The sequence below is a fragment of the Nodosilinea sp. FACHB-131 genome, from assembly GCF_014695395.1.
Lineage (GTDB): Bacteria > Cyanobacteriota > Cyanobacteriia > Phormidesmidales > Phormidesmidaceae > Nodosilinea.
In genome coordinates, this window is sequence record NZ_JACJOF010000008.1 from 27,274 (window position 1) to 48,162 (window position 20,889).

General features: G+C 57.0%; 14 protein-coding genes. 9 read left to right on the top strand and 5 right to left on the bottom strand.

The features are described from left to right. Positions 1-476 precede the first annotated feature (476 nt). Positions 477-4,343: a glycerophosphodiester phosphodiesterase family protein gene (locus H6F75_RS04880; protein ID WP_190749787.1), complete on the top strand. Its 3,867-nt coding sequence runs from the start codon at positions 477-479 to the stop codon at positions 4,341-4,343. 440 nt (positions 4,344-4,783) lie between these two features. Continuing rightward, the gene (locus H6F75_RS04885; RefSeq protein WP_190749790.1) at positions 4,784-7,936 is read left to right on the top strand and encodes an alkaline phosphatase; all 3,153 of its coding nucleotides are present in this window, start codon (positions 4,784-4,786) and stop codon (positions 7,934-7,936) included. Between the two features lie 211 nt (positions 7,937-8,147). Here H6F75_RS04885 and H6F75_RS04890 read toward each other — a convergent pair whose 3' ends face one another. Beyond that, the gene (locus H6F75_RS04890; RefSeq protein ID WP_190749792.1) at positions 8,148-8,639 is read right to left on the bottom strand and encodes a pentapeptide repeat-containing protein; all 492 of its coding nucleotides are present in this window, start codon (positions 8,637-8,639) and stop codon (positions 8,148-8,150) included. Positions 8,640-8,850: 211 nt separating this feature from the next. Here H6F75_RS04890 and H6F75_RS04895 point away from each other — a divergent pair, with 211 nt between their 5' ends. Then, positions 8,851-9,774 carry a hypothetical protein gene (locus tag H6F75_RS04895; RefSeq protein WP_190749793.1) on the top strand — a complete coding sequence of 308 codons (924 nt, stop codon included), beginning with the start codon at positions 8,851-8,853 and terminating at the stop codon, positions 9,772-9,774. 160 nt (positions 9,775-9,934) lie between these two features. Next, on the top strand, positions 9,935-11,410 hold the full coding sequence (gene cysS / locus H6F75_RS04900; protein WP_190749795.1) for a cysteine--tRNA ligase: 1,476 nt from the start codon (positions 9,935-9,937) through the stop codon (positions 11,408-11,410). Here cysS and H6F75_RS04905 read toward each other — a convergent pair. Beyond that, on the bottom strand, positions 11,407-12,897 hold the full coding sequence (locus H6F75_RS04905) for a hypothetical protein (RefSeq protein ID WP_190749797.1): 1,491 nt from the start codon (positions 12,895-12,897) through the stop codon (positions 11,407-11,409). The genes cysS and H6F75_RS04905 overlap by 4 nt on opposite strands. Positions 12,898-13,021: 124 nt before the next feature. Between H6F75_RS04905 and H6F75_RS04910 the strand changes: the two genes are divergently transcribed. Together H6F75_RS04910 and petG are read left to right on the top strand one after the other, a co-directional pair. Then, positions 13,022-14,443 (top strand): cobyrinate a,c-diamide synthase, encoded by a 1,422-nt coding sequence (locus H6F75_RS04910; RefSeq protein ID WP_190749799.1) that lies wholly within the window; start codon positions 13,022-13,024, stop codon positions 14,441-14,443. Positions 14,444-14,490: 47 nt separating this feature from the next. After that, the gene (gene petG / locus H6F75_RS04915; RefSeq protein WP_190517464.1) at positions 14,491-14,604 is read left to right on the top strand and encodes a cytochrome b6-f complex subunit V; all 114 of its coding nucleotides are present in this window, start codon (positions 14,491-14,493) and stop codon (positions 14,602-14,604) included. A 49-nt stretch (positions 14,605-14,653) separates the two neighbouring features. On the opposite strand, the gene H6F75_RS04920 is transcribed toward petG, so the two are convergent. Then, positions 14,654-15,925: an FGGY-family carbohydrate kinase gene (locus H6F75_RS04920; RefSeq protein ID WP_190749801.1), complete on the bottom strand. Its 1,272-nt coding sequence runs from the start codon at positions 15,923-15,925 to the stop codon at positions 14,654-14,656. 37 nt (positions 15,926-15,962) lie between these two features. Beyond that, complete coding sequence (gene apcB / locus H6F75_RS04925) at positions 15,963-16,472, bottom strand: allophycocyanin subunit beta (RefSeq protein WP_190749803.1); 510 nt, start codon at positions 16,470-16,472, stop codon at positions 15,963-15,965. A 493-nt stretch (positions 16,473-16,965) separates the two neighbouring features. Here apcB and glnA point away from each other — a divergent pair, with 493 nt between their 5' ends. Together glnA and H6F75_RS28720 are read left to right on the top strand one after the other, a co-directional pair. After that, a complete protein-coding gene (gene glnA / locus H6F75_RS04930) occupies positions 16,966-18,384 on the top strand; it encodes a type I glutamate--ammonia ligase (protein ID WP_190749805.1) in 1,419 nt (472 codons plus the stop codon). A gap of 484 nt (positions 18,385-18,868) precedes the next feature. Then, on the top strand, positions 18,869-19,555 hold the full coding sequence (locus H6F75_RS28720) for a PHB depolymerase family esterase (protein ID WP_199303756.1): 687 nt from the start codon (positions 18,869-18,871) through the stop codon (positions 19,553-19,555). Between the two features lie 92 nt (positions 19,556-19,647). On the opposite strand, the gene H6F75_RS04940 is transcribed toward H6F75_RS28720, so the two are convergent. Then, positions 19,648-20,454: a helix-turn-helix transcriptional regulator gene (locus H6F75_RS04940; protein WP_190749809.1), complete on the bottom strand. Its 807-nt coding sequence runs from the start codon at positions 20,452-20,454 to the stop codon at positions 19,648-19,650. Positions 20,455-20,560: 106 nt separating this feature from the next. Here H6F75_RS04940 and H6F75_RS04945 point away from each other — a divergent pair, with 106 nt between their 5' ends. Next, positions 20,561-20,860, top strand: coding sequence for a DUF2834 domain-containing protein (locus H6F75_RS04945; protein ID WP_190749811.1), 300 nt, complete (start codon positions 20,561-20,563; stop codon positions 20,858-20,860). Positions 20,861-20,889 lie beyond the last annotated feature (29 nt).

Here is a 20,889-nt window from a genome sequence, read left to right on the forward strand (position 1 = left end):
GAAAATGCGATCGCATATGCCTTCCAATATCTTATCGACTACGCAGATGGTTAACTTGGATTTTTCCTAAGCTTAAACCAAGCTTTGTTGACCAATGTCTTCCTTTAAATAACCCGCCACTAAAGGTAAGCCGACCGATCCGTAAACTTGGCTACGTTGGCCTCTGCTAGCGCAGTGAGATTTGCAGTAAAAAAAGAGTTTTGAGCCTAGATAACTCTCCTTTTTAAGGAAACAGACAGGATCCGCGGGTCATTAGGTCTACAAGAAATTCCCTTTTTAATTAATCTCTTAATCTGCGAGGCAAGCAAAATTAACCCTAAGGTAGCCCACCCTTAATCTTGCTTCAGAGCTTTTGTGAGAGCATCTTTCCTGACAATTGGGGTTGAAAATAATTTGCTGAGTCAACAGCTCCGGCAAGGGATTTTGATGCCTATTGGAACAGATTGAAACGAGTCACTTGGGAGAGCCTGACAGCTATGGATTTAGATACAACCCAGAGTGCAAAGCTGACGGGCTTTGCCTCGCTGCCCGCTGACACCTTTGCCGAAGGCCCTGAAGCTGGCGGCAACGATGGCACTGGCGCACCTGTTACCGGTAATGGTCGCACTGGCCCGTTTGATGGTCAGCCGATCCAGGGTTTTAGCGGCGTTCAGTTTGCCCCCGGTGGCGATGGCTCAACCTTCTGGTTTCTCTCAGACAATGGCTTTGGAGCCAAAACCAACAGCGCCGACTACCTGCTGCGTATCTATCAGGTTGACCCTAGCCTGGCGGGTGCAGAAGAGGGCGATCGCAGTGTTGAGATCCAGTCTTTTGTGCAGCTCAGCGACCCCAACTGCCTGATTCCCTTTGACATTGTGAACAAAGAGTCTTCTGAGCGGCAGTTAACCGGGGCCGACTTTGATGTGGAATCCTTTGTGATTGACGGCAATGGTGAGATCTGGGTTGGCGATGAGTTTGGCCCCTACTTGCTGCACTTTGATGCCACCGGCAAACTGTTAGAGGCTCCGATCGCGACGCCCAACCTTAAGACCCTCGACACCTTAAATGGTCAAGATCCCCTGGTGATTGGTCACCGGGGCGCGAGTGGCGAACTGCCCGAGCACACGCTAGAGGCTTACAGCCTGGCAATTACCAGAGGCGCAGACTTTATCGAGCCCGACCTGGTGGCGACCAAAGACGGCGTGCTGATTGCTCGCCACGAGCCGATTTTGGGCGGCACTACCGATGTCGCTAACCGCCCCGAATTTGCCGATCGCAAACGCAGTGGCGTGATTGATGGCGTCACTTACGAAAACGAATTCTTTGCCTCCGACTTTACCCTAGAAGAAATCAAGACCCTGCGCGCCATCATGCCCCAGGGCTACCGCACCGATGCGTTTAACGGCGTATTCCAGATCCCAACCTTCGAAGAGGTGATTGACCTGGTCAAGCAGGTTGAGGCTGACACCGGCAAGAAGATCGGTATCTATCCTGAAACCAAACACCCCACCTACCACGATGACCTGGGCCTGTCGCTGGAGGAGCCGCTGTTGGCGACCTTAGAGGCAACAGGTTTCACCGACCCCAGCCGCGTTTTTATCCAGTCCTTTGAGGTCTCTAACCTAAAAGATCTGAACACCAAGACTGACATCCCTCTGGTGCAGCTTTTGGATGCCTACGATGTGGCGCTGGATGGTTCCCTCATCTATCAGGATGTCAACGCGCGTCCCTACGACTTTGCCGTCAACGGTGACACCCGTACCTACGGCGACCTGCAAACACCGGAAGGGCTGGCCGAAATTGCCACCTATGCTGACGGCATTGGCCCCTGGAAACGGATGATCGTCTCTGTCAAAGGCGTGAATGCCAATGGCGACGGGGCAGCGGATGATGTGAATGGCGATGGTGCCGTCAATGATGCCGACAAAACCACCACGGACCCATCCACGCTAATTCCCGATGCCCATGATGCAGGGCTGTTTGTCCATGCCTACACCTTCCGCAACGAGGGGCGATTTCTAGCTGCCGATTATCAGGGCAACCCCAATAAAGAATATGAGCAGTTCATCAACCTAGGTGTGGATGGCTACTTTACCGACTTTCCTGGCACGGGTGACCTGGTGCGCGACCAGATTACTAGCGACTTCGTCCGCTCTCCCCAAAACCCAGAGGTGCTGGCCACCACAGAGTTCGACACATTAACAGGTGATGCTCCCATCGTGATTGGTCACCGGGGTGCGTCGGGTGAGCGGCCCGAGCACACGCTGGAAGCTTATAAGCTAGCGATCGCCCAGGGGGCAGACTTCATCGAGCCTGACCTGGTCGTCACCAAAGACGGCGTGCTGATCGCTCGCCACGAGCCCATGCTAGGGGTGGTGGCGCTGAATCCTGACGGCACTATCCAGCTAGACGCTAGCGGCAGCCCTGTGCTCAACACCAGCGACACCAGCACAGATGTTTACCTACGCGCTGAATTTGCCGATCGCCTAACAGTGAAAAACCTGGACGGCGTTCTGCGGGGCGGCTGGTTTGCCGAAGACTTTACCCTAGCAGAGGTCAAGCAGCTCAACGCCATTGAACGGATTCCGGCTATCCGGGGTACCGAATTCAACAACGATGGCTTGAAGGTGCCCACCCTGGCCGAGGTGATTGACCTGGTGCAAGAGGTCGAGGCTGAAACCGGGCGCAAAATCGGCATCTACCCCGAAACCAAGCACCCCACCTTCTTTGATCAGCAGGGCTTCAACACTAGCGAAATCTTGGTGAAAACCCTGGTGGCAGAGGGCTTCACTGACCCTAGCCGAGTTTATATTCAGTCCTTTGAGGTGAGCAACCTGAAGGCACTGAACGACACCATCATGCCCGCCGCCGAGATCGACATTCCGCTGGTGCAGCTGTTTGGTGGTTCGGGTCAGCCCTACGACTTTGTGGTCGCTGGCGATGCTCGCACCTACACCGACTTGTCTACCCCCGCCGGACTGGCCGAAATTGCTGAGTACGCGGCTGGCATTGGCCCCAACAAACAGCGCATTGTGCCGCTGAGCACGGTGGATGCCGATGGCAACGGGCAGCCCGATGATCTGAATGGCGATGGGTCGATCAGTGATGGCGATCGCGTCACCGGCACCCCCACCACCCTGATTGCCGACGCTCATGACGCTGGGCTGCTGGTGCACCTCTATACGCTGCGAAATGAGAGCTTCTTCCTCCCCGACAGTTATGAAGGGAATCCCATCAATGAATATAAGCAGTTCATTGAGCTAGGGGTAGACGGCTTCTTCACCGACTTCCCTGGCACCGGTTTCACCGCTCGCAGCACCTTTATTGACGAGCCTGCGGTGGCCAATCTGGGCGGTTCACGTGGGTTTGAGGGTATGGCCTTTAGCCCCGATCGCACTACCCTATACCCAATGCTAGAGGGCACCGTCGTCGGTGACCCCGCTGGCTCCCTGCGCATCTATGAATTTGATGTGGCCAGCAGTTCTTTCGAAGGGTTGGCAGGGCTGTATCAGTTGGAATCGGCTAGCAATGCGATCGGTGACTTCACCCCCATCAATGCCAACGAGTTCCTCGTGATTGAGCGGGACAACAACCAGGGGGAAGCAGCAGCATTCAAGAAGATCTTCAAAATTGACCTGTCTCAGCTCAACAGCGAAGGCTTTGTCAAAAAAGAAGAGCTGGTCGATCTGTTGAACATCGATGACCCCAACGATCTCAACGGTGACGGCAGCACCACCTTTGACTTCCCCTTCCAAACCATTGAAGATGTCTTGGTGCTCGATGAAGACACCATCCTGGTAGCCAACGACAACAACTACCCCTTCTCGGTGGGCCGTCCTCCGGGGATTGACAACAACGAAATCATCGAGCTTCAGCTTGATAAGCCTCTAAATCTCGATCCTCGTTTGGGTGTCGCTGGATTGTCTGGAGACGCTGTCACGGAGCTAGTTGACCTCACCGGCTTTGATGGCAATGTTGCCGTGAATGTTACTCTGACCCGCGAAGCAACCTACGACAACATCCTGAAATTCTATGAGACCGATGCTCGGGGTGCTGTGGACGGGCTTCTACCGGGTGAAGCCGGTTATGAGGCAGCGGTTGCGACTAACCTGCTCGATGCAGACGGATTAACCCTTGATAACCTCAGCGTTGTTAATCAATCCATCCTGCTGACGGGTGGCACCTACTACGCACCAGCGTTGTTGATTCAAGGCCGCCCTGAAAATCTGGTGACGCTCGACGATGCGGCCCTAGGGCAGTCTCGCATTGAGCGCAGCGGGAATGTTTGGAGCTTCGAGGATCTAAACGACTTCGACTTCAACGACCTAGTCGTCACCATCAACTCGACTGAGGTTGTTGCCTAAGTGGCTTGAGGCTAAGCCAGTTCTACCTCACTCCATTGACCTAACAGAGCTACTTGAACAGGTCGGTGGAGTGAGATGGAACGCGCGGTTAAGAATTCTCCGAAATGGTTAAACCAATTACGGGGGCTCCGTTAACCCGATGTCAGCCTGTCTTTAAAGTTCCTGTGAGAGATTATCAAGCGGCGGTCAAGCAGTAACCAGATTTCGACGCTTAATCCTAAGTTCCACTAACGCGATCAGGGGAGTTGCCCCGCTCTAACCCTGTCTCAATCCTGACGTATCAGCTCAATCAATGAGACGTCGCACGGTTACAACCCGTGTGGCCTGCTTTAGTTCGCTTTGCCAGGGTTGGCAGCGATCGGACTGGGCTAGGCGAGATGAAAGGTTGCTGCGTAGAGCTTGCCCGGTTTTAGAGACACAATCTGTAAGGAAGCATACCAATGGCTAATAACCACGTTATCTTCATCCATCCTGACGGAGCTAGCCCATCTCACTACGCCGCCGCGCGATTTGCCGACCTAGGCCCCGATGGCCGCCTGAATTGGGACAACCTGGACCATGCCGGGGTTTACCTGGGGCATATGGAAGACCAGCTCGGCGGCACCTCTAATGCGGGTGCTGTCACCCACGCCACTGGGGCTAAGGTGTATGCCGAATCCTTTGGTCTAGAGCAAGATGGCTCGCAGATTACGCCGCTATCGGGCAACACGGGTAAAACCATTGTTGAAGAGGCGATCGACGCTGGCAAGGTTACCGCGCTAGTGCAGTCTGGGGCGATCTTCGAACCGGGCACGGCGGCCTTTGTGGCTAAGACCGGCAATGTTGAGGTCGATGGCAGAACGGTTGTGCCTCGGGGCCAAACCGCTGAGATCGCTCGTCAGGTGATTGAATCAGGAGTCGATTTTATTCTAGCTGGGGGCGAAGTTACGCTCCTGCCGGTGGGCACTGATGGCTTTCACGGCACCGCTGAAGAATACAATGCGATCGCCAGCGACTCCGTTCGTCGTCCCTCTGAAAACCTGATTGAGCTAGCTGAATCCCTGGGCTACACCGTGGTCTATACCCGCGATGAGCTCTATGCCCTGCTGGAGCAGTCGGCAACGCCCCAAAAGGTGCTGGGGGTTTTCGCGCCCGTTCACACCTTCAACGATCGCCCCGAGGAAGTGCTGGCTGAGGCTGGCCTGCCTCTCTACCTGGAGACTGCACCTACTCTCGCCGAAATGCTGGAGGTCACCCAGCAGCTGATGGAGGCCCATCCCAATTTTGAAAATGGCTCGATCGCGATCGTCGAAGAAGAAGGCTCTGATAACTTTGGCAACAACAACAACGCTGCTGGCACCATTGAGGGAGTGCGGCGGGCCGATGCGGCGATCGGCGTGGCCCAAGACTTTCTCAGCCGCTATGAAAACACCCTGATCATCACCGCTGCCGACAGCGATGCCGGTGGGTTACAGGTCACTGACGTGGACCCCGCTGAGCCCGTAGGCACCATCAACAACAACCCCACCCTCGAAGATCGTCCGGTACCCCTCGACGGTGTGGGCGGCGTGGGCACCTTGCCCTTTGTGGCTGCTCCTGATGCCGATGGCGACGTCTTTGACTTTGCGGTGGGCTGGGCCGGTACCCCTGACTTCTCGGGCTCGATTGTCTCTAAGGCCGAAGGTCTCAATGCCGACAAGCTACCCGCCACCGTCGACAACACCGGCATCTACGAGCTGATGTACGAAACTCTGTTCGATGTAGAACTTGAGTCTCGCATCCCTGACCAAACTAAGGTGGCGCCTGCTCCCACCGCTGAGACTGGCAACGTCATCTTCATTCACCCCGACGGCACCAGCCCCTCCCACTACATGGCGCTGCGCAACATCGACCAGGGGCCAGACGGTCGCCTCAACTGGGACAAAATGTCTAACGCCGGGGTCTACCTGGGCCACATGGAAAACCAGCTGACTGGCACCTCCAACGCTGGGGCCGTCACCCACGCCAATGGGGTGAAGGTCTTCAACGAGTCCTTTGGTTTAGAAGAAGACAACTCTGTTGTGGTGCCGGCCTCGGGCAACGTGGGCAAAACCATTCTAGAAGAGGCGATCGAGGCGGGCAAAGCCACCGCGCTAATTCAGTCGGGTCAAATGGCCGAACCGGGCACTGCTGCCTTTGCTGCCGCTACCACCAACCGTGACGGCGACGACATCCGCGCCCGCGACAAATACGCCGAAATCATCGAGCAGACCATTCGCTCTGGCACCAACGTCATCCTGGGCGGTGGTGAGCTATACATGCTGCCCGTCGGCACCACTGGCTTCCACGTCACCGCCGAAATCGATGCCGCTGAAACCCGGCCCGAGCGTCGCCCTGAGACCAACCTAATTGAACTGGCAGAATCCTTGGGCTACACCGTGGTCTACACCGAAGACCAGATGAACGCGGTGGTCAATGGCAACAACCCTCCTGAAAAGCTGCTGGGTGTCTTTGCTGCCGATGCCACCTTTGACGCTACCACCGAAGAGGACCTAAGGCTGAATACAGACTCTCCCCTGCCCCTCTACGTAGCGACCGCTCCCACTGTTGCCGAAATGCTGGACGCCACCCTCAAGCTGGTCTCCAACGATCCCGATGGCTTTTTCGTGGTGTTGGAAGAAGAGGGCACCGACAACTTTGCCAACAGCAACAATGCGGCAGGCACGATCGAAGCCGTACGCCGAGCCGATGCCGCCATTGGTGTCGCCATGGACTACGTCGATAACGTTGACCCCAACACCCTGGTCGTCACCGCTGCTGATAGCGATGCCGGCGGTCTGCAGGTGTTCCAGTTTGCCCCCTACACCCGCCCCTCAGGTAACCCTGTCTCAGGGCCGGCTCTGGGTGCAGAGGAAGCTGAGGTCCCATTTATCTACGCCAACCCCACCACTGAAGCCGGTACCCCGGTCTTCCTCGATGGCGCTACCGGCAGCACCGGCAGTGCCGAGTTCCCCTGGGATTCGTTTGCGGCTACCGACAGCATTGATGGCCCGATGGGCAACTTCGGTGTGGCTTGGGTGGGCACCCCCGACTTTCCCGGCAGCATTGTGTCTAAAGCTTATGGTCTTAATGCCGACCTGCTGCCCTCTACCCTAGACAACACCTTCATTTACGAGATGATGTATCGCACGTTGTTTGGGGATGAGGCGTTTGAGCCACCTGTGGCTGAGCTGGTTGATCTGACTGGTATCGACGGCGATGTCGTCGTTGATATTACTGTGACCCGTGAAGCAACCTTCGATAACGTGCTGAGGTTCTACGAAACCGATGCCCAGGGCCGCGTGGATGGCCTTGTGGCCGGTGATGCTGGTTATGAGACAGCTGTTGCCGCCAACCTGCTCGATGCCGAGCTATTTGTCGACAACCTGGTGACTGACAGTGTCAAACTGACCCTGCCTGGCGGTACTTACTACGCCCCTGTGCTGCTGGTGGATGGTGACATCAATAATCTGGCCACGATCGGTGAGTCTCGCATTCAACGCAACGGCAACGTTTGGGGCTTCGAAGACCTGTCTGATAATGACTTTAACGACTTGGTCATTACGATCAACTCGGCTGAGCCGGTTGCGGCGTAGGGGATCCTAACCGCCTAAAGTTCGTGCCTTTAGCCCCTGCGCTGAGTTCAGCGTAGGGGTTTTTTCTGATTGGTTACCTCATAGCTGTTGCCACGAAGGTTAGGACATCTTCATCAGTAGTCAGGCGATCGCTATAGGCTAGTTTGCCGTCCCAGTTTTAGCTATAGGCGATCGCGTTAAAGGATCCCTCCCAACGGGAACTGATCTAAACCTACGAGCAGTAGAGAGTATCGCGGGTGTTGCGTTTCGTGACTGGATTAGTGCCCTTGGCCACATCGCAGAGCATTTTGTTGACCTTGGGGTCGAGGAGCACATCGGTAAAGTCGGCTCCATCGATAATCGCTTCGCGAAAGTCGGTGCCAAAGGCGTAGGCCCCTTCCAGAATGGCGTTGGTGAGGTTGGCCTGAAAGAAACGGGCCCCATCTAGGGTGGCTCCGGTCATATCGGCTCCTTCCATGTTGGCGCGGGCCAGGGTGGTGTCAAACAGGCGAACCCCGCGCAGGTTGGCGTGGCTCATGTCGGCATCGGCCATGTCGGCGCGGGTGTAGTTGTTGTCGCGCAGGTCTTGGTTAGACCAGTCAGTCTTTCTCAGGTTTTGGCGATCGTAGCTGGTGGCCTGGGCCGGGCCCACCCAGCTGAGGCAAAGGGTTAGCACCATCAGCGTGGCTACAACTATCCGACACAGGCTGGATCGACTAACCATGGCTCCCAATGTGTTCAAATCAAATTCTACGTATCTGAGTTTACAGGTTGACTTGGGTCAAACCAATCCCCCAGCCTACAGGTATCCTGCATTCTGCCAGCGGTAATCTTCTGGAATGTTGCCGCAACTCTTGTAGTTTTAGAGCGATGCCTGCGACCTGGTGGTGCTGTGCAGGTGAGCTGTATTGCCCATTGCCTTGGAGAACATTGCTATGGCCACCGACTATGTTTTATTCGTCCACGGCGTCAAGCAGCGTCAGCCGGAGGAGTTTAACCGCACTACCCAGGAACTGCTCCAGAACGTGCAGCGCAGCATTGGCAACAACGGACGCACAATTAAACCTATCGTCGTGTTTTGGGGTGATTTGAATGTGCAGCCCCAGGCTAACTTGCGCCAGGGGCTTGAAGCCTCTCCCCAGTGGCGCAACCTGTGGCTGACCGACTTTCGTATTAGAGAGGTGGTTGAGTTTGCGGGCGATGCGGCCCTATACCTCAGCCGCCACGTGGGGGCTCAGGTGGTGCAGCGGTTTCAGCAAATCGCTTTGCCGATACTGCAAGGGGCGGAGCCGAGCGGTGGCGATCGCCTCCACATAGTCACCCACAGCCTGGGCAGCGTCATTCTCTTCGACCTGCTGTTTGCCACCCGTTGGGATGACCCCAGTTTGGACAAAGACGCTAGCACTCGCCAGACTCGGCAAACGGTAACCCAGCTGCGCAATACCCTGTTTGGTTTGGGCCAGGAGCCGGGGCGGGGAATACATATTTCCAGCGTGCACACCCTGGGGTCGCCGATCGCACTGTTTAGCCTCCTGTCGGTGACCGGCGATAGCACCCATGACTTGACGAAGGATTTGCGAGCCATGCTGCAAACCCTGTACCACCAGCGCGGCAAAAAAGCGCTGCCCTGGTATAACTACATGCACCCCGGCGACCCGATTGCCTACCCCCTACAGGGGCTAATGCCCCGACTGATGGGCAATGCTCAGCTCTACGTGCATCTGCGAGATGTCGTCACCGAGCACCACGGCTTGCCCATTACCTGGGGGCGGCTGCCCTTGCTGTGGGGTGGCGATGCCCACAGCGGCTACTGGAAGAGCAGCACCGTCGTGAAAACTCTGACAGAGGTGCTGCGGTGAGAGCGAGCAATTTTGAATCTAAGCTCTGTGATGAGCTAGTCTAGCGATCTGCAACACCTGAGTGCTGCATTGCACCCAGGGCGGTTTCAGTGTTGAATCGTTCTGTTAGCGCCTTTATAACTTATATACTGGGCATTCTGCGCTGTTGCCTCGCCCTGCCATGAGCATTGTTCTCTACAACACTCTGACCCGTAAGAAGGAACCCTTTGAAACCCTAGAGCCGGGCCGGGTGAAAATTTACTGCTGCGGCGTCACGGTATATGACTATTCGCACCTAGGCCACGCCCGCTGCTACGTGGCGTGGGATACAGTGCGACGCTACCTGCTGTGGCGGGGCTACGCCGTCCACTACGTGCAAAACTTTACTGACATTGACGACAAAATCCTCAACCGCGCCAAGTCAGAAGAGTCTTCTATGCAGACGGTGGCGGAGCGCTATACCCAGGCATACCTAGAGGATATTGCCCGCCTCAACGTGGTGGAGGCCGACGAGTATACCTACGCCACCCAAACCTTAGACGGCATTCAGCGGCTGATTGGCGAGCTAGAGCAGAAGGGCTACGCCTACCCCGCCAATGGCGACGTGTATTACTCAGTGCGTAAATTTGAGGGCTATGGCAAGCTCTCGGGTCGCAATCTCGATGATATGCAGGCCGGAGCTAGCGGTCGGGTAACGGGGGAAGATGCCACCAAGCAAGACCCCTTCGATTTTGCCCTGTGGAAGGGTGCTAAAGAAGGTGAACCTTTTTGGGAGTCGCCTTGGGGGCCGGGGCGACCGGGCTGGCACATTGAGTGCTCGGCGATGATTCGTGATCGCCTCGGCGACACCATTGATATCCACGTGGGCGGTAGCGATCTGGTGTTTCCCCACCACGAGAATGAGATCGCCCAGTCGGAGGCGGCCACTGGCCATCCCCTGTCGCGCTACTGGATGCACAACGGCATGGTGAACGTGGGCGGCGAGAAAATGTCAAAATCCCTCGGCAACTTCACTACCATTCGAGATTTGCTGGATGCGCCTAATGCCCCAGACCCGATGGCAGTGCGGCTGTTTTTGCTCCAGGGCAGCTACCGCAAGCCGGTGGATTTTACTGATGAGGCGATCGCCGCTGCTCAAACGAGTTGGGGCACGCTCCTGGACGGGTTGCTGTTTGGCTACCAGTATGGGGCCAAGCTTGGCTGGGTCGATGTTGAAGACTCCGCCTTTGGTGATCCAGCAGCCATGCGCATTGACCGGGAGAGTGATCCGGTACAAACCTTCCAAGCCGCGATGGACGATGACTTCAACACCGCTGGGGGACTGGCGGTGCTGTTTGACCTGGCCAAAGACCTGCGCCGCGCAGGGAATCTGATCACCCACACGGGCGAAGCCGACACCCCTAGCGATGTTCTCCGCCAGCAGTGGCAAACCCTGGTGTGCCTAGCTCAGGTGCTGGGGTTAGAAGCTCGGCCTGGGGTCGAGGTATCCACCGAAGGCGGGCTATCGGATGCCGAGGTTGAGGCGCTGCTGACCCAGCGGCGCGAGGCCAGAGCGGCGAAGGACTTTGCCGAGGGCGATCGCATCCGCGACCTACTCCAGGCCGAGGGCATTACTTTGATCGACAAGCCGGGCGGCGTCACCGAGTGGCATCGCTAGGGCAACCACTGCCGCCCAAGAGCAACAAAAATCTCGCGGTGCTGGCGAAAGAGGGTGTATCCGTAGACCCCAATAATTCCCAGTAGGCAGAGGTGGGTCAGGGTGCCGTAGGTGCCGATGATATCGCCCGGCATCCAGCCATGAATGTCGATCAGCTGGTTCATGTCGCCGTGCTCGGCTTCGCCCCACAGGCTGCCAAAGGGAATTGAGGCTTTGCCCTTAGGAACTTGCTGCCACAGCCACACCTGACCCCAAAAGCAAAAGGCCGCCCCCAGCACCACCGGAAAGCGATAAAAATCCCACCGAAAGTAGTTGGGCAGGGGGAAGTAGAATCCCATCATCAGCAGGGCGGACAGATAAATTTCGCCCCCCACGCCGCCAAAGGCCATCAGCATCTCAAAGCGATCGGCGGGCAGCAGCCAGGTCATATAAAACTGCACTACGGCCAGCACTGCGGCTAGCACCATGGGCCAGCGCTGACCCTCGCGGCGTCCAGCCCAAAACAGCAGACCCAGCAACACCAGAATGGCGAGGTAAACCAAAAGCGATCGCTGGGGATTGTAGCTCGTCCAGCCGATGGGTAGGGGCAACGCCTGCCTCCCCGACAGCCAGGCGACGGTGGCGTGACCAAACTCATGCAGCCAAATCTTGATGCCGAACAGCAGCGCATTCACGATGGGCATAGCGTTCATCAGCATCCCCAGCAGCATTAGGCCGGGGAAGATCAGCCCGTTGCTGTAGCGATTTTGAAATGACAGCAAATCGGTATCGTCTGCTGCTGGGTCAGGGTGGGGCTCGGTCTGTCGAGGTTGCGATCGCCGCCCCGGCCCCAGATTTGTAGTGGCGGCTGCCTCTAGCAAAGCGGTGCTAGCGGGATCGACCTCAGCGACAGCACTCTGCTCTAGATGAGTCTTGAGGGTGGTGAAGGCCCACTTGAGGGGTTCTAGGGCAGCGCGATCGCCCCGTCGGAGCAGCTCTGCCCGCCGCTTGAAATACACCGACTCTACCTGGGGCAACGGGTCTCCTAACGATAGCCCCAGTTCCTCGTAGGCGCGCACCACTGCTACCGGCACTGGGGCAGCCGTGAAGGAACTCGGTTGGGGTGCCGGGCTAGCAGCTCTGCCCCCATCAGTTGTAGAGGTTAACGTCTCATAAGACTGTGACTCGTCAGACAGAGAGGCCTCTGAGGACAGCGAGAGTAGGGAAAATTCCTCACTCCAAACAGGCGAGGCTGAGCCTGTTTGGGTGCCGTAGAGTTGCACAATACCGATAACAGAGGGCTGCAATTTTTCCATGGTGCGGCGGACGTAGGCCACCGTTGCCGCTTGGGGTGGGGCGGGGCTGCCGCTAAACCACAGCTGCAAACAGTAGCTCTGGCGATCGCCCCGCACGGTAATGCCTTTAGGCTTGAGGGCGTGGGTGAGCAGGGCGGCGATCGCCGCCGCATCCCCATCCTTGGCCTGCTCCAGTAGCGAAGGAGTTGTCATCGCGTTGGGCTATCTCGTACCGTAGGTATTCCCAGGCTACCCAACCGCCACCGTCGATACCCGTCCCTCGATAGGATGGTTGGCACAGATTTAACAGTAGGAAGCTAACTATGAGGGCAGGGTCTTGAACACAGCGGCTAGCCCCGGCGGCCTGGTGATCGCGGGCGAGCGCAGCGGCGTAGGTAAGACCACCGTCACCCTAGCGCTACTGGCGGCCCTGGCGCAAAAGTCGCCCCGCGTGCAGTCATTTAAGGTGGGGCCAGACTACATCGACCCAATGTTTCACCGGCAGGCGACGGGGCGACCCTGCTACAACCTCGACCCAATTTTGACCTCAGAAACCTACGTGCAGCACTGCTTTGCCCACCGCTGCCAGGGGGCCGATTTTGCCCTGGTCGAAGGGGTCATGGGCCTGTTTGACGGCGCCTCTGGGCTCTCGGATGTCGCCAGCACCGCCCATATCGCCCGTCTGCTGAACCTGCCGGTGCTGCTGGTGGTCGATTGTAGTCGGCTGTCGCGATCGGTGCTGGCGATTCTTCACGGCTACCGCAGTCTCGATCCGCGAGTGAAGCTTGCCGGGGTGGTGTTAAACCGGGTGGGTAGCGATCGCCACCTCGACCTGCTTAAAGAGGCTCTATCAAGTATCGATCTCCCTATCCTGGGAGTGCTGCGGAGACAGGATGCGATCGCCCTCCCCGATCGCCACCTGGGCCTAGTGCCCACCGCCGAACTCCCCCAGCTCCCCGACATTCTCGATCGCCTCGCCCACCTCGGCCACACCTGCTTCGACTGGCATGCCCTCACCCCCCTTCTAACTGCCAACTCCGCCCCCCAACTCTCCCACCTTCCCTACTCCCTCTCACTCCCCCACCCCCCAACTCCCCTACCCCCTTCACCCCGCATCGCGATCGCCCAAGACCCCGCCTTCAGCTTCTATTACCCCGACAACCTCGACATTCTCACTGCTTTGGGGGCTGAGATTATTCCCTGGAGCCCGCTACGGGATGCCCATCCTCCTGCCGATGTTGATGGGTTGTACTTTGGCGGCGGCTTTCCCGAAATGTTTGCCGCCGAGCTAGCTGCCAATCAGGGCCTGCGGTCAACGCTTAAGGCGCTCATCCATCAAGGCTTACCCGTTTATGCCGAATGCGGCGGGCTGATGTATTTAGCCACTACCCTGGTCGATCTAGACGACAATGCCTGGCCTATGGTCGGCGTGCTGCCCACCAGCGTGCGCATGACCGGACGACTCACCCTGGGCTACCGTCACGCCCTAGCGGAACAGAGCAGTTTACTCTTACAGGCTGGTCAAACCGTTTGGGGGCACGAGTTTCACCGCTCTGAAACAGAAACGCCCTCCCCCACGCCTCTGTACCAACTCAAGCGCTACGGAGCAACCCAGCGCCACGCCACCGAGGGCTGGGCACCGCAGCGTATTCATGCTTCATACCTGCACCTGCACTGGGGTGGTTGTCCAGAGGTCGCGCAAGCCCTAGTTGAGGTCTGCCGACAACATCGCCAGGGCCTAAGTCCGGGCTCTGATTAGTGTTATGGTTAGACTATAGACTTTTGTTGAGACAAGGAGTTATTGCTGTGGTTGAGCCTTTGCTAAGTGGCATCGTTTTAGGGTTTATTCCTGTCACCCTGGCCGGGCTTTTCGTTGCGGCTTACCTGCAATATCGCCGGGACAATAAGCTTAATTCATAGCCGAGCGGCTGGTGAGAGGGCGCGATCGCGCCTTCATTTGCTTCAAGAATCACTTAACGGCATCCCCCAGCCAGCCAAGCGCTAAATAGGCACTGCCGACCGCCGCCTCTACTGAGGCGGCGTTTTTAATGGGCACCGGCAGCAGGGTAGCTCGCAGCTGCCGCCAGGTCTCGTTAGCGGCACCGCCCCCAGCCGTAAAAATTTGCCGCAGGGGTGATGCCCCATGCTGGGTGAGCAACTCATACCCGCGCTGCTCAATGCGAGCGATGCCCATCAGCAGACCGTGCAAAAACGCGCTGTCATCCTCTGGGCGGGGCCAGAGCCGCGGAGCCAGGGTGGGGTCATTGATGGGAAAGCGCTCCCCCGGCTGTACCAGGGGGTAATAGTCTAGCTCCGTGGGCACGGCGGGATCGATGCGCTGGCTCAGGGTGGCTAACGCCTCTCGGTCAAAGAATTTTTCGAGCACGGCACCGCCGCTGTTGGAGGCACCGCCCACCAGCCAGTGGTTGCCCAGCCGATGGCTGTAGATGCCGTAGTCACCCACATCGACACGCTGGTCGCTGAGCAGCTTGATGGCCAAGGTTGAGCCCAGAGAGGTGACCCCATCGCCCGAGGCGCTAGCACCGCTGGCCAAAAAGGCCGCAATGCTGTCGGTGGTGCCTGCGACTATTTGACACTGAGGAGATAGGCCAAACCGTTGGGCCACGCTTTCCGTCACGCATCCCACCCATTCGCCCGGCGCTAGCACTTGCGGCAGTACTCGGCTCCAAGGCTGCCCCTGCATCGAAGTGGGGTAGTTTAAAGCACCCACGTCATAGCCCAGCTTGAGGCTGTTGTGGTAGTCACTCAGCCCCCACTGACCGTGGAGCTGGGCGCTGAGCCAGTCGGCCTGGTGCAGCAGATAGGTCGCTTGATTCCAGGTTGAGGCGGGCAACGTTTGGTGCCACCACACCAGCTTGGCCAAGCTCGACGTGGCGCTGGCAGCGGGGCTCTGGGCAGGGGCCAGGGCTTTGACAGTGTCTAGGGATTCTCTACAGGGATGGTTGTAGAGCAGGGGCGGCGTCAGCGATTCCCCGGCTTGGTTGCACAGCAGCACGGTGGCTGAGGTGCCGTCGATCGCCACTCGACCGATCTGGGGGGCGATCGCCCTCGGCAGCGTCGCTAGCAGGGCAAAGAGCCCCTGCCGCCAGCACTCTGGGGCGGGCAAGTCGGGGTAGCCCTGGCGATATTGCCAGCATAAATGCCGCTGTGGATTGACCACAGCGGCACGCACCCCAGAGGTGCCAAAGTCTATACCCAGAGCTAGGGGAAGGGTCGTCACGAAGCAGCCGTTCGCTACACCATTCCTCAAATCTCGCCTAGATGCTGGTCTCGCTGATCGAACGGGTGATGTAGTCGAAGGGATAGTCGACCACAGAGGGATCGGCTACGCCCGCTTCCTGTACCTTGGCTTTCACGATGTCTTTCATCAGCTGAATGCCGATCACCGTAGGGGCAATGGGCACGCCTAGAGAGTTGTAGGTTTCGCGCAGCCCGGTCAGCACTCGCTCGTCGAGCACGTCGGGGTTGCCGGCCACTAGCGCATAGCTGCTGTAGCGCAGGTAGTAGTCCATATCGCGCAGGCAGGCGGCGTAGCGGCGGGTGGTGTAGGCATTGCCGCCAGGGCGAATCAGCTCGGGGACTTGGGCAAACAGGGTGACGCCTGCTTCTTTGACAATGCCAGCGGCGTTAGAGCTGATAATTGCCGCCGCCTTGATGCGATCGAGACCGCTGTCAAAGTAGGACTTAATAGAGTCGAGGGCGCTGCTATCGAGATAGCGTCCAGTGTTGTCGTAGGTCTTGATTAGCGTGGTGACAGCGTCCCGCATAGGTGGTTTCTCCCAACTCTCACTTGGCAAACAGCATTTTATAAATGGTGGCAGGCGCAGGCTGCCCGTCTCTGGCTAAAGGCTCTAACCCCAAGGGCCAAAACCCTGATAAATGCCAGGTTTTATCTTCGAAGAAGTTTACCACGGGGGCTCAACCCCTGGGTTGCCCAAGCCCGTCAGAGGCGGGGCTTTATGAGCGAATTGTTACAAAACATCATGGTCTGCCCTGGAGCTTTTGTTGGCTTTCCCTGACAAAAAGTATTGGGTGATACAAAACCGGCCAACCCCTCTCCCTAGGATGATTCTGATGAGTTGATACCTGTGGAACCAACAGGATCAGAGTGCCCGTGCCCATAAACCGGTGTTGTATAGGGCTTGCCTGTTGCAGCCTTGCCGATTTGGCAGGGGATTTGGGACGGAGCCAGGGCATCATCTACGACGAGTTAAATCGGTTTCCCCACGTTTGAACGCTAAAGAGGCTAAGGAGTAGTTCATGGCAACCCCAGCAGACATCCTGAAGTGGATTGAGGATGACGGCATTGAATTGATTGATCTGAAGTTTATTGACATGCCGGGTATCTGGCAGCACCTCACTCTACACAAGAGCCAGATTGACGAGAGCAGCTTTACCGATGGGGTAGCTTTCGATGGCTCCAGCATTCGGGGTTGGAAGGCCATCAACGAGTCAGACATGATGATGGTGCCCGATCCTGACACTGCCTGGATCGACCCCTTCATGGCGGAGCCGACCCTGAGCATGATCTGCACCATCAAAGAGCCCCGCACCGGCGAGCTTTATGCTCGCTGCCCTCGGGCGATCGCCACCAAGGCGATCGAGTACCTCAAGTCCACTGGTCTGGGCGACACCGCCTTCTTTGGTCCTGAAGCTGAGTTCTTCATCTTTGATGATGTGCGCTTCGACCAAAACGAGCATTCGGCTTACTACTACGTCGATAGCGTCGAGGGTCGCTGGAACACGGGTCGCGAAGAAGTGGGCGGCAACCTCGGCTACAAACCCCGCTACAAAGAGGGCTACTTCCCCGTCGCCCCCACCGACACCTCCCAGGATATGCGCAGCGAAATGCTGCTGACCATGGCCAAGCTAGGTGTACCGATCGAGAAGCACCACCACGAAGTGGCTACCGGCGGTCAGTGCGAGCTGGGCATTCGCTTTGGGCGGCTGATTGAGGCTGCCGACTGGTTGATGATCTACAAGTACTGCATCAAGAACGTCGCCAAGAAGTGGGGCAAGACCGTCACCTTCATGCCCAAACCGCTGTTTAACGACAACGGCTCTGGCATGCACACCCACCAGTCAATCTGGAACAACGGTGAGCCTCTGTTTGCAGGCGATCGCTACGCCGGGCTGAGCCAAATGGCCCTGTGGTACATCGGTGGCATTCTCAAGCACGCCCCCGCCCTGCTGGCGCTGACCAACCCCACCACTAACTCTTACAAGCGTCTGGTACCGGGCTTTGAAGCGCCGGTGAACCTGGCCTACTCCCAGGGCAACCGCTCGGCTTCGGTGCGCATTCCCCTCTCCGGCGATAACCCCAAGGCTAAGCGCCTAGAGTTCCGCTGCCCCGATGCTACCTCAAACCCCTACCTGGCTTTTGCAGCGATGCTTTGCGCTGGTATCGACGGCATCAAAAACCAGATCGACCCCGGCGACCCGTTGGATGTGGACATCTACGACCTCAGCCCCGAAGAGCTGGCGAAGATTCCCTCGACCCCCGGCTCGCTGCTCGATGCCCTCAAGGCTCTCGAAGCCGACCACAGTTTCTTGACCAGCACTGGCGTCTTCACCGAAGACTTCATCAGCAACTGGATCGAGTACAAGCTCGACAACGAAGTCAACCCCATGCGCCTGCGCCCCCACCCCTACGAACTAGCCCTCTACTACGATTGCTAGAACGCGCTAGAACGAGTGGGTTAACCCTTGTTTGAAGGGTAAGACATAAAAAGAGGTCAGGGTATTAAACCTTGGCCTCTTTTTATGGCTGATTGTGATTGCTGTTGTGGCAGTAGCATTGGATTTGAAAATAATGGTGAACCCTTAGGGCGGCGAGTAAGACGATTTGAAGGGTGCCAACTTTTCATTTTTTAGGCAATAGGCAATCATTTAGTGAACATAGCTTGGATGTCAGATATTCCGTTAGGTAGAGGGGTTTCTAGCCTTAAAAGGCTGTTAGTAAGAGGCCGTCACTACGGGCATCTTTTTAGACTGTTTCTATCCTTCAACATCATCTTTTGGTCGTCCAAGAGGAGTGCTAAGGGAAGTGATAAACAGTCCCTTAACCCTAACGCGGCGAAGGCTCCTCAAGGGAGGATTTATGGGCGCTGTTGCTGCACTAGCGGCCTGCACAACCGATCTGATCTCAGGAAGTACACAGCCCGTGAAAAGCACTCAACAGGAAATAGGCCATCTCCTTGCTCGTCCCAAACTGCCAACTGAAGCAGGCGCAGCTAGCGGCTTACATCCCCTAGGTTTGGAAAGCCAGCGAGATGGACTCATCTATGTGCCTAAAGGCTATCAGCTCAATACCCCGGTGCCGTTGGTGCTGATGCTCCATGGTGCAGGCGGCGATGCGGAAGGGGCGCTCAGAATTTTGGCAGGGCTGGCCGATACCTACGGGCTGCTACTCCTAGCTGTGGAGTCACGGGGTCGCACCTGGGATGTGATTGTCGGTGACTACGGCCCCGATATTGCTGCGATGGATCGGGCGCTGGCCCAAACCTTTAGCCGCTACGCAATAGATCTGAGCCGAGTTGCGATCGCAGGTTTTTCCGATGGGGCTTCCTATGCCCTCTCGGTGGGCATTACCAACGGGGATTTATTTACCCATGCGATCGCCTTTTCCCCTGGTTTTATGGCTCCCGCAACCCAGCGAGGAGAACCCCATATCTTCATCTCCCACGGCACCCAAGACCCAGTGCTGCCAATTGACAGGTGCAGCCGTAGAATCGTCTCGCAATTGCAGCAGGCGCACTACAACACCCGCTATCAAGAATTTAACGGCGGGCACACGGTTCCGGCTGATATTTCTCGGGAAGCGATGGCCTGGTTGACTGCTCAGCCCTAACCTTGATCGCAAGAATTTTTTCTTGGTTAATTATTACCTTTAGAAGAATGTGAACGTGCCCCACATTTTTCTAAGCAACTCACCAAAAATACCTATTGAACCTGCGCTTTGAGCACCGCATGGGTGGCCTCGTCGGCGGCAAACAAATGCTCGACCCGCAACGAGGCCAGCGTAATGTCTTGGGGTGTGCCAAAGGTTGTAAACATACTAAAAAACGCGAGTTCGCCATATTCAGTGGCATAGCGTGTTGTCAATACTGGAGCTGTGGGGCGCGACCAACTCGTATGCAGCTTTTGCCCGCCAAGACGATGGTGCAGCATGGCTTCAAAATCGTCTACCTTGGGTGTTAGCGCAGGCTGCCCAGAAGCCTCATGTCGCAGGTGAGCCAGCAGTGTGGGGCCAACCTCCTCTAAATTGACGATTGGTTTGGCAAAGCCCTCTGGGTGAGACAACAAATCCAGCAAATTAATCGGTGCGTTGTCTGGTACGTCAGTCGCCCCTGGCATCAATGTAGCGGCCAGCCATTGACCACCTCGATTTAGCCGCAGCAAATTCCAGTGCTCGTCGATAACTAAGGCGGGCATCGGGTCGTGGGCACACAACAGTTGCTCTAGCGCTGAGTTTATCTGCTGTAGCGCCGGGTCATCTAGGAGCGCAGCAGAGTAAACCGGCGCATAGCCCGCCTGCAACATGACCTCATTGCGCACCACTAGCGGAGCGTCTAGCTCTTGTAGCCAGGCTAACAGCAGCTCGCGGCTGGGTTTGGCGCGGCCACTTTCCACAAAACTCACGTGCCGCTGCGACACCCCCAAGCGCAACGACAGCTCTAGCTGACTAAGCCGCTGGGCTTTGCGCACCTGGCGCAAGGTACCAGTCAAGGTTTGAGCAGACCTATCCATCGTCAAAATCAACCACAGCGATCGCTAGTTTTATTACCTTGGAGGTAATTGATTCTATAACGTAGAGGCTCAATACTGAACATGCCAACCTTAAAGAGGTTCAGTTATGCAACGCAGTTTGATTGTCTTTACCCTTATTTTGTTTGGGGCACTGAGCGCCGTAGCGCTTTGGCAGTCTGGCTATTGGGGCATCCTCGCACCCCACTTTCAGAGTTTTGGAGAGGGTCAAGTTTTAGCCGACCTGGTAATTGCCCTAAGCTTGGTTATGGTTTGGATGTGGCGGGATGCTAAAGCAATTGGTCGCAACCCGTGGCCTTGGATGGTTGCCACCCTAACGACAGGCTCGTTTGGCCCACTGTTTTATTTACTCTCCCGCAAATCGGCAGCGGCTGAAAAAGTTGGGTAACGCCCAGCGTCTACAGCACAACGCTTTAC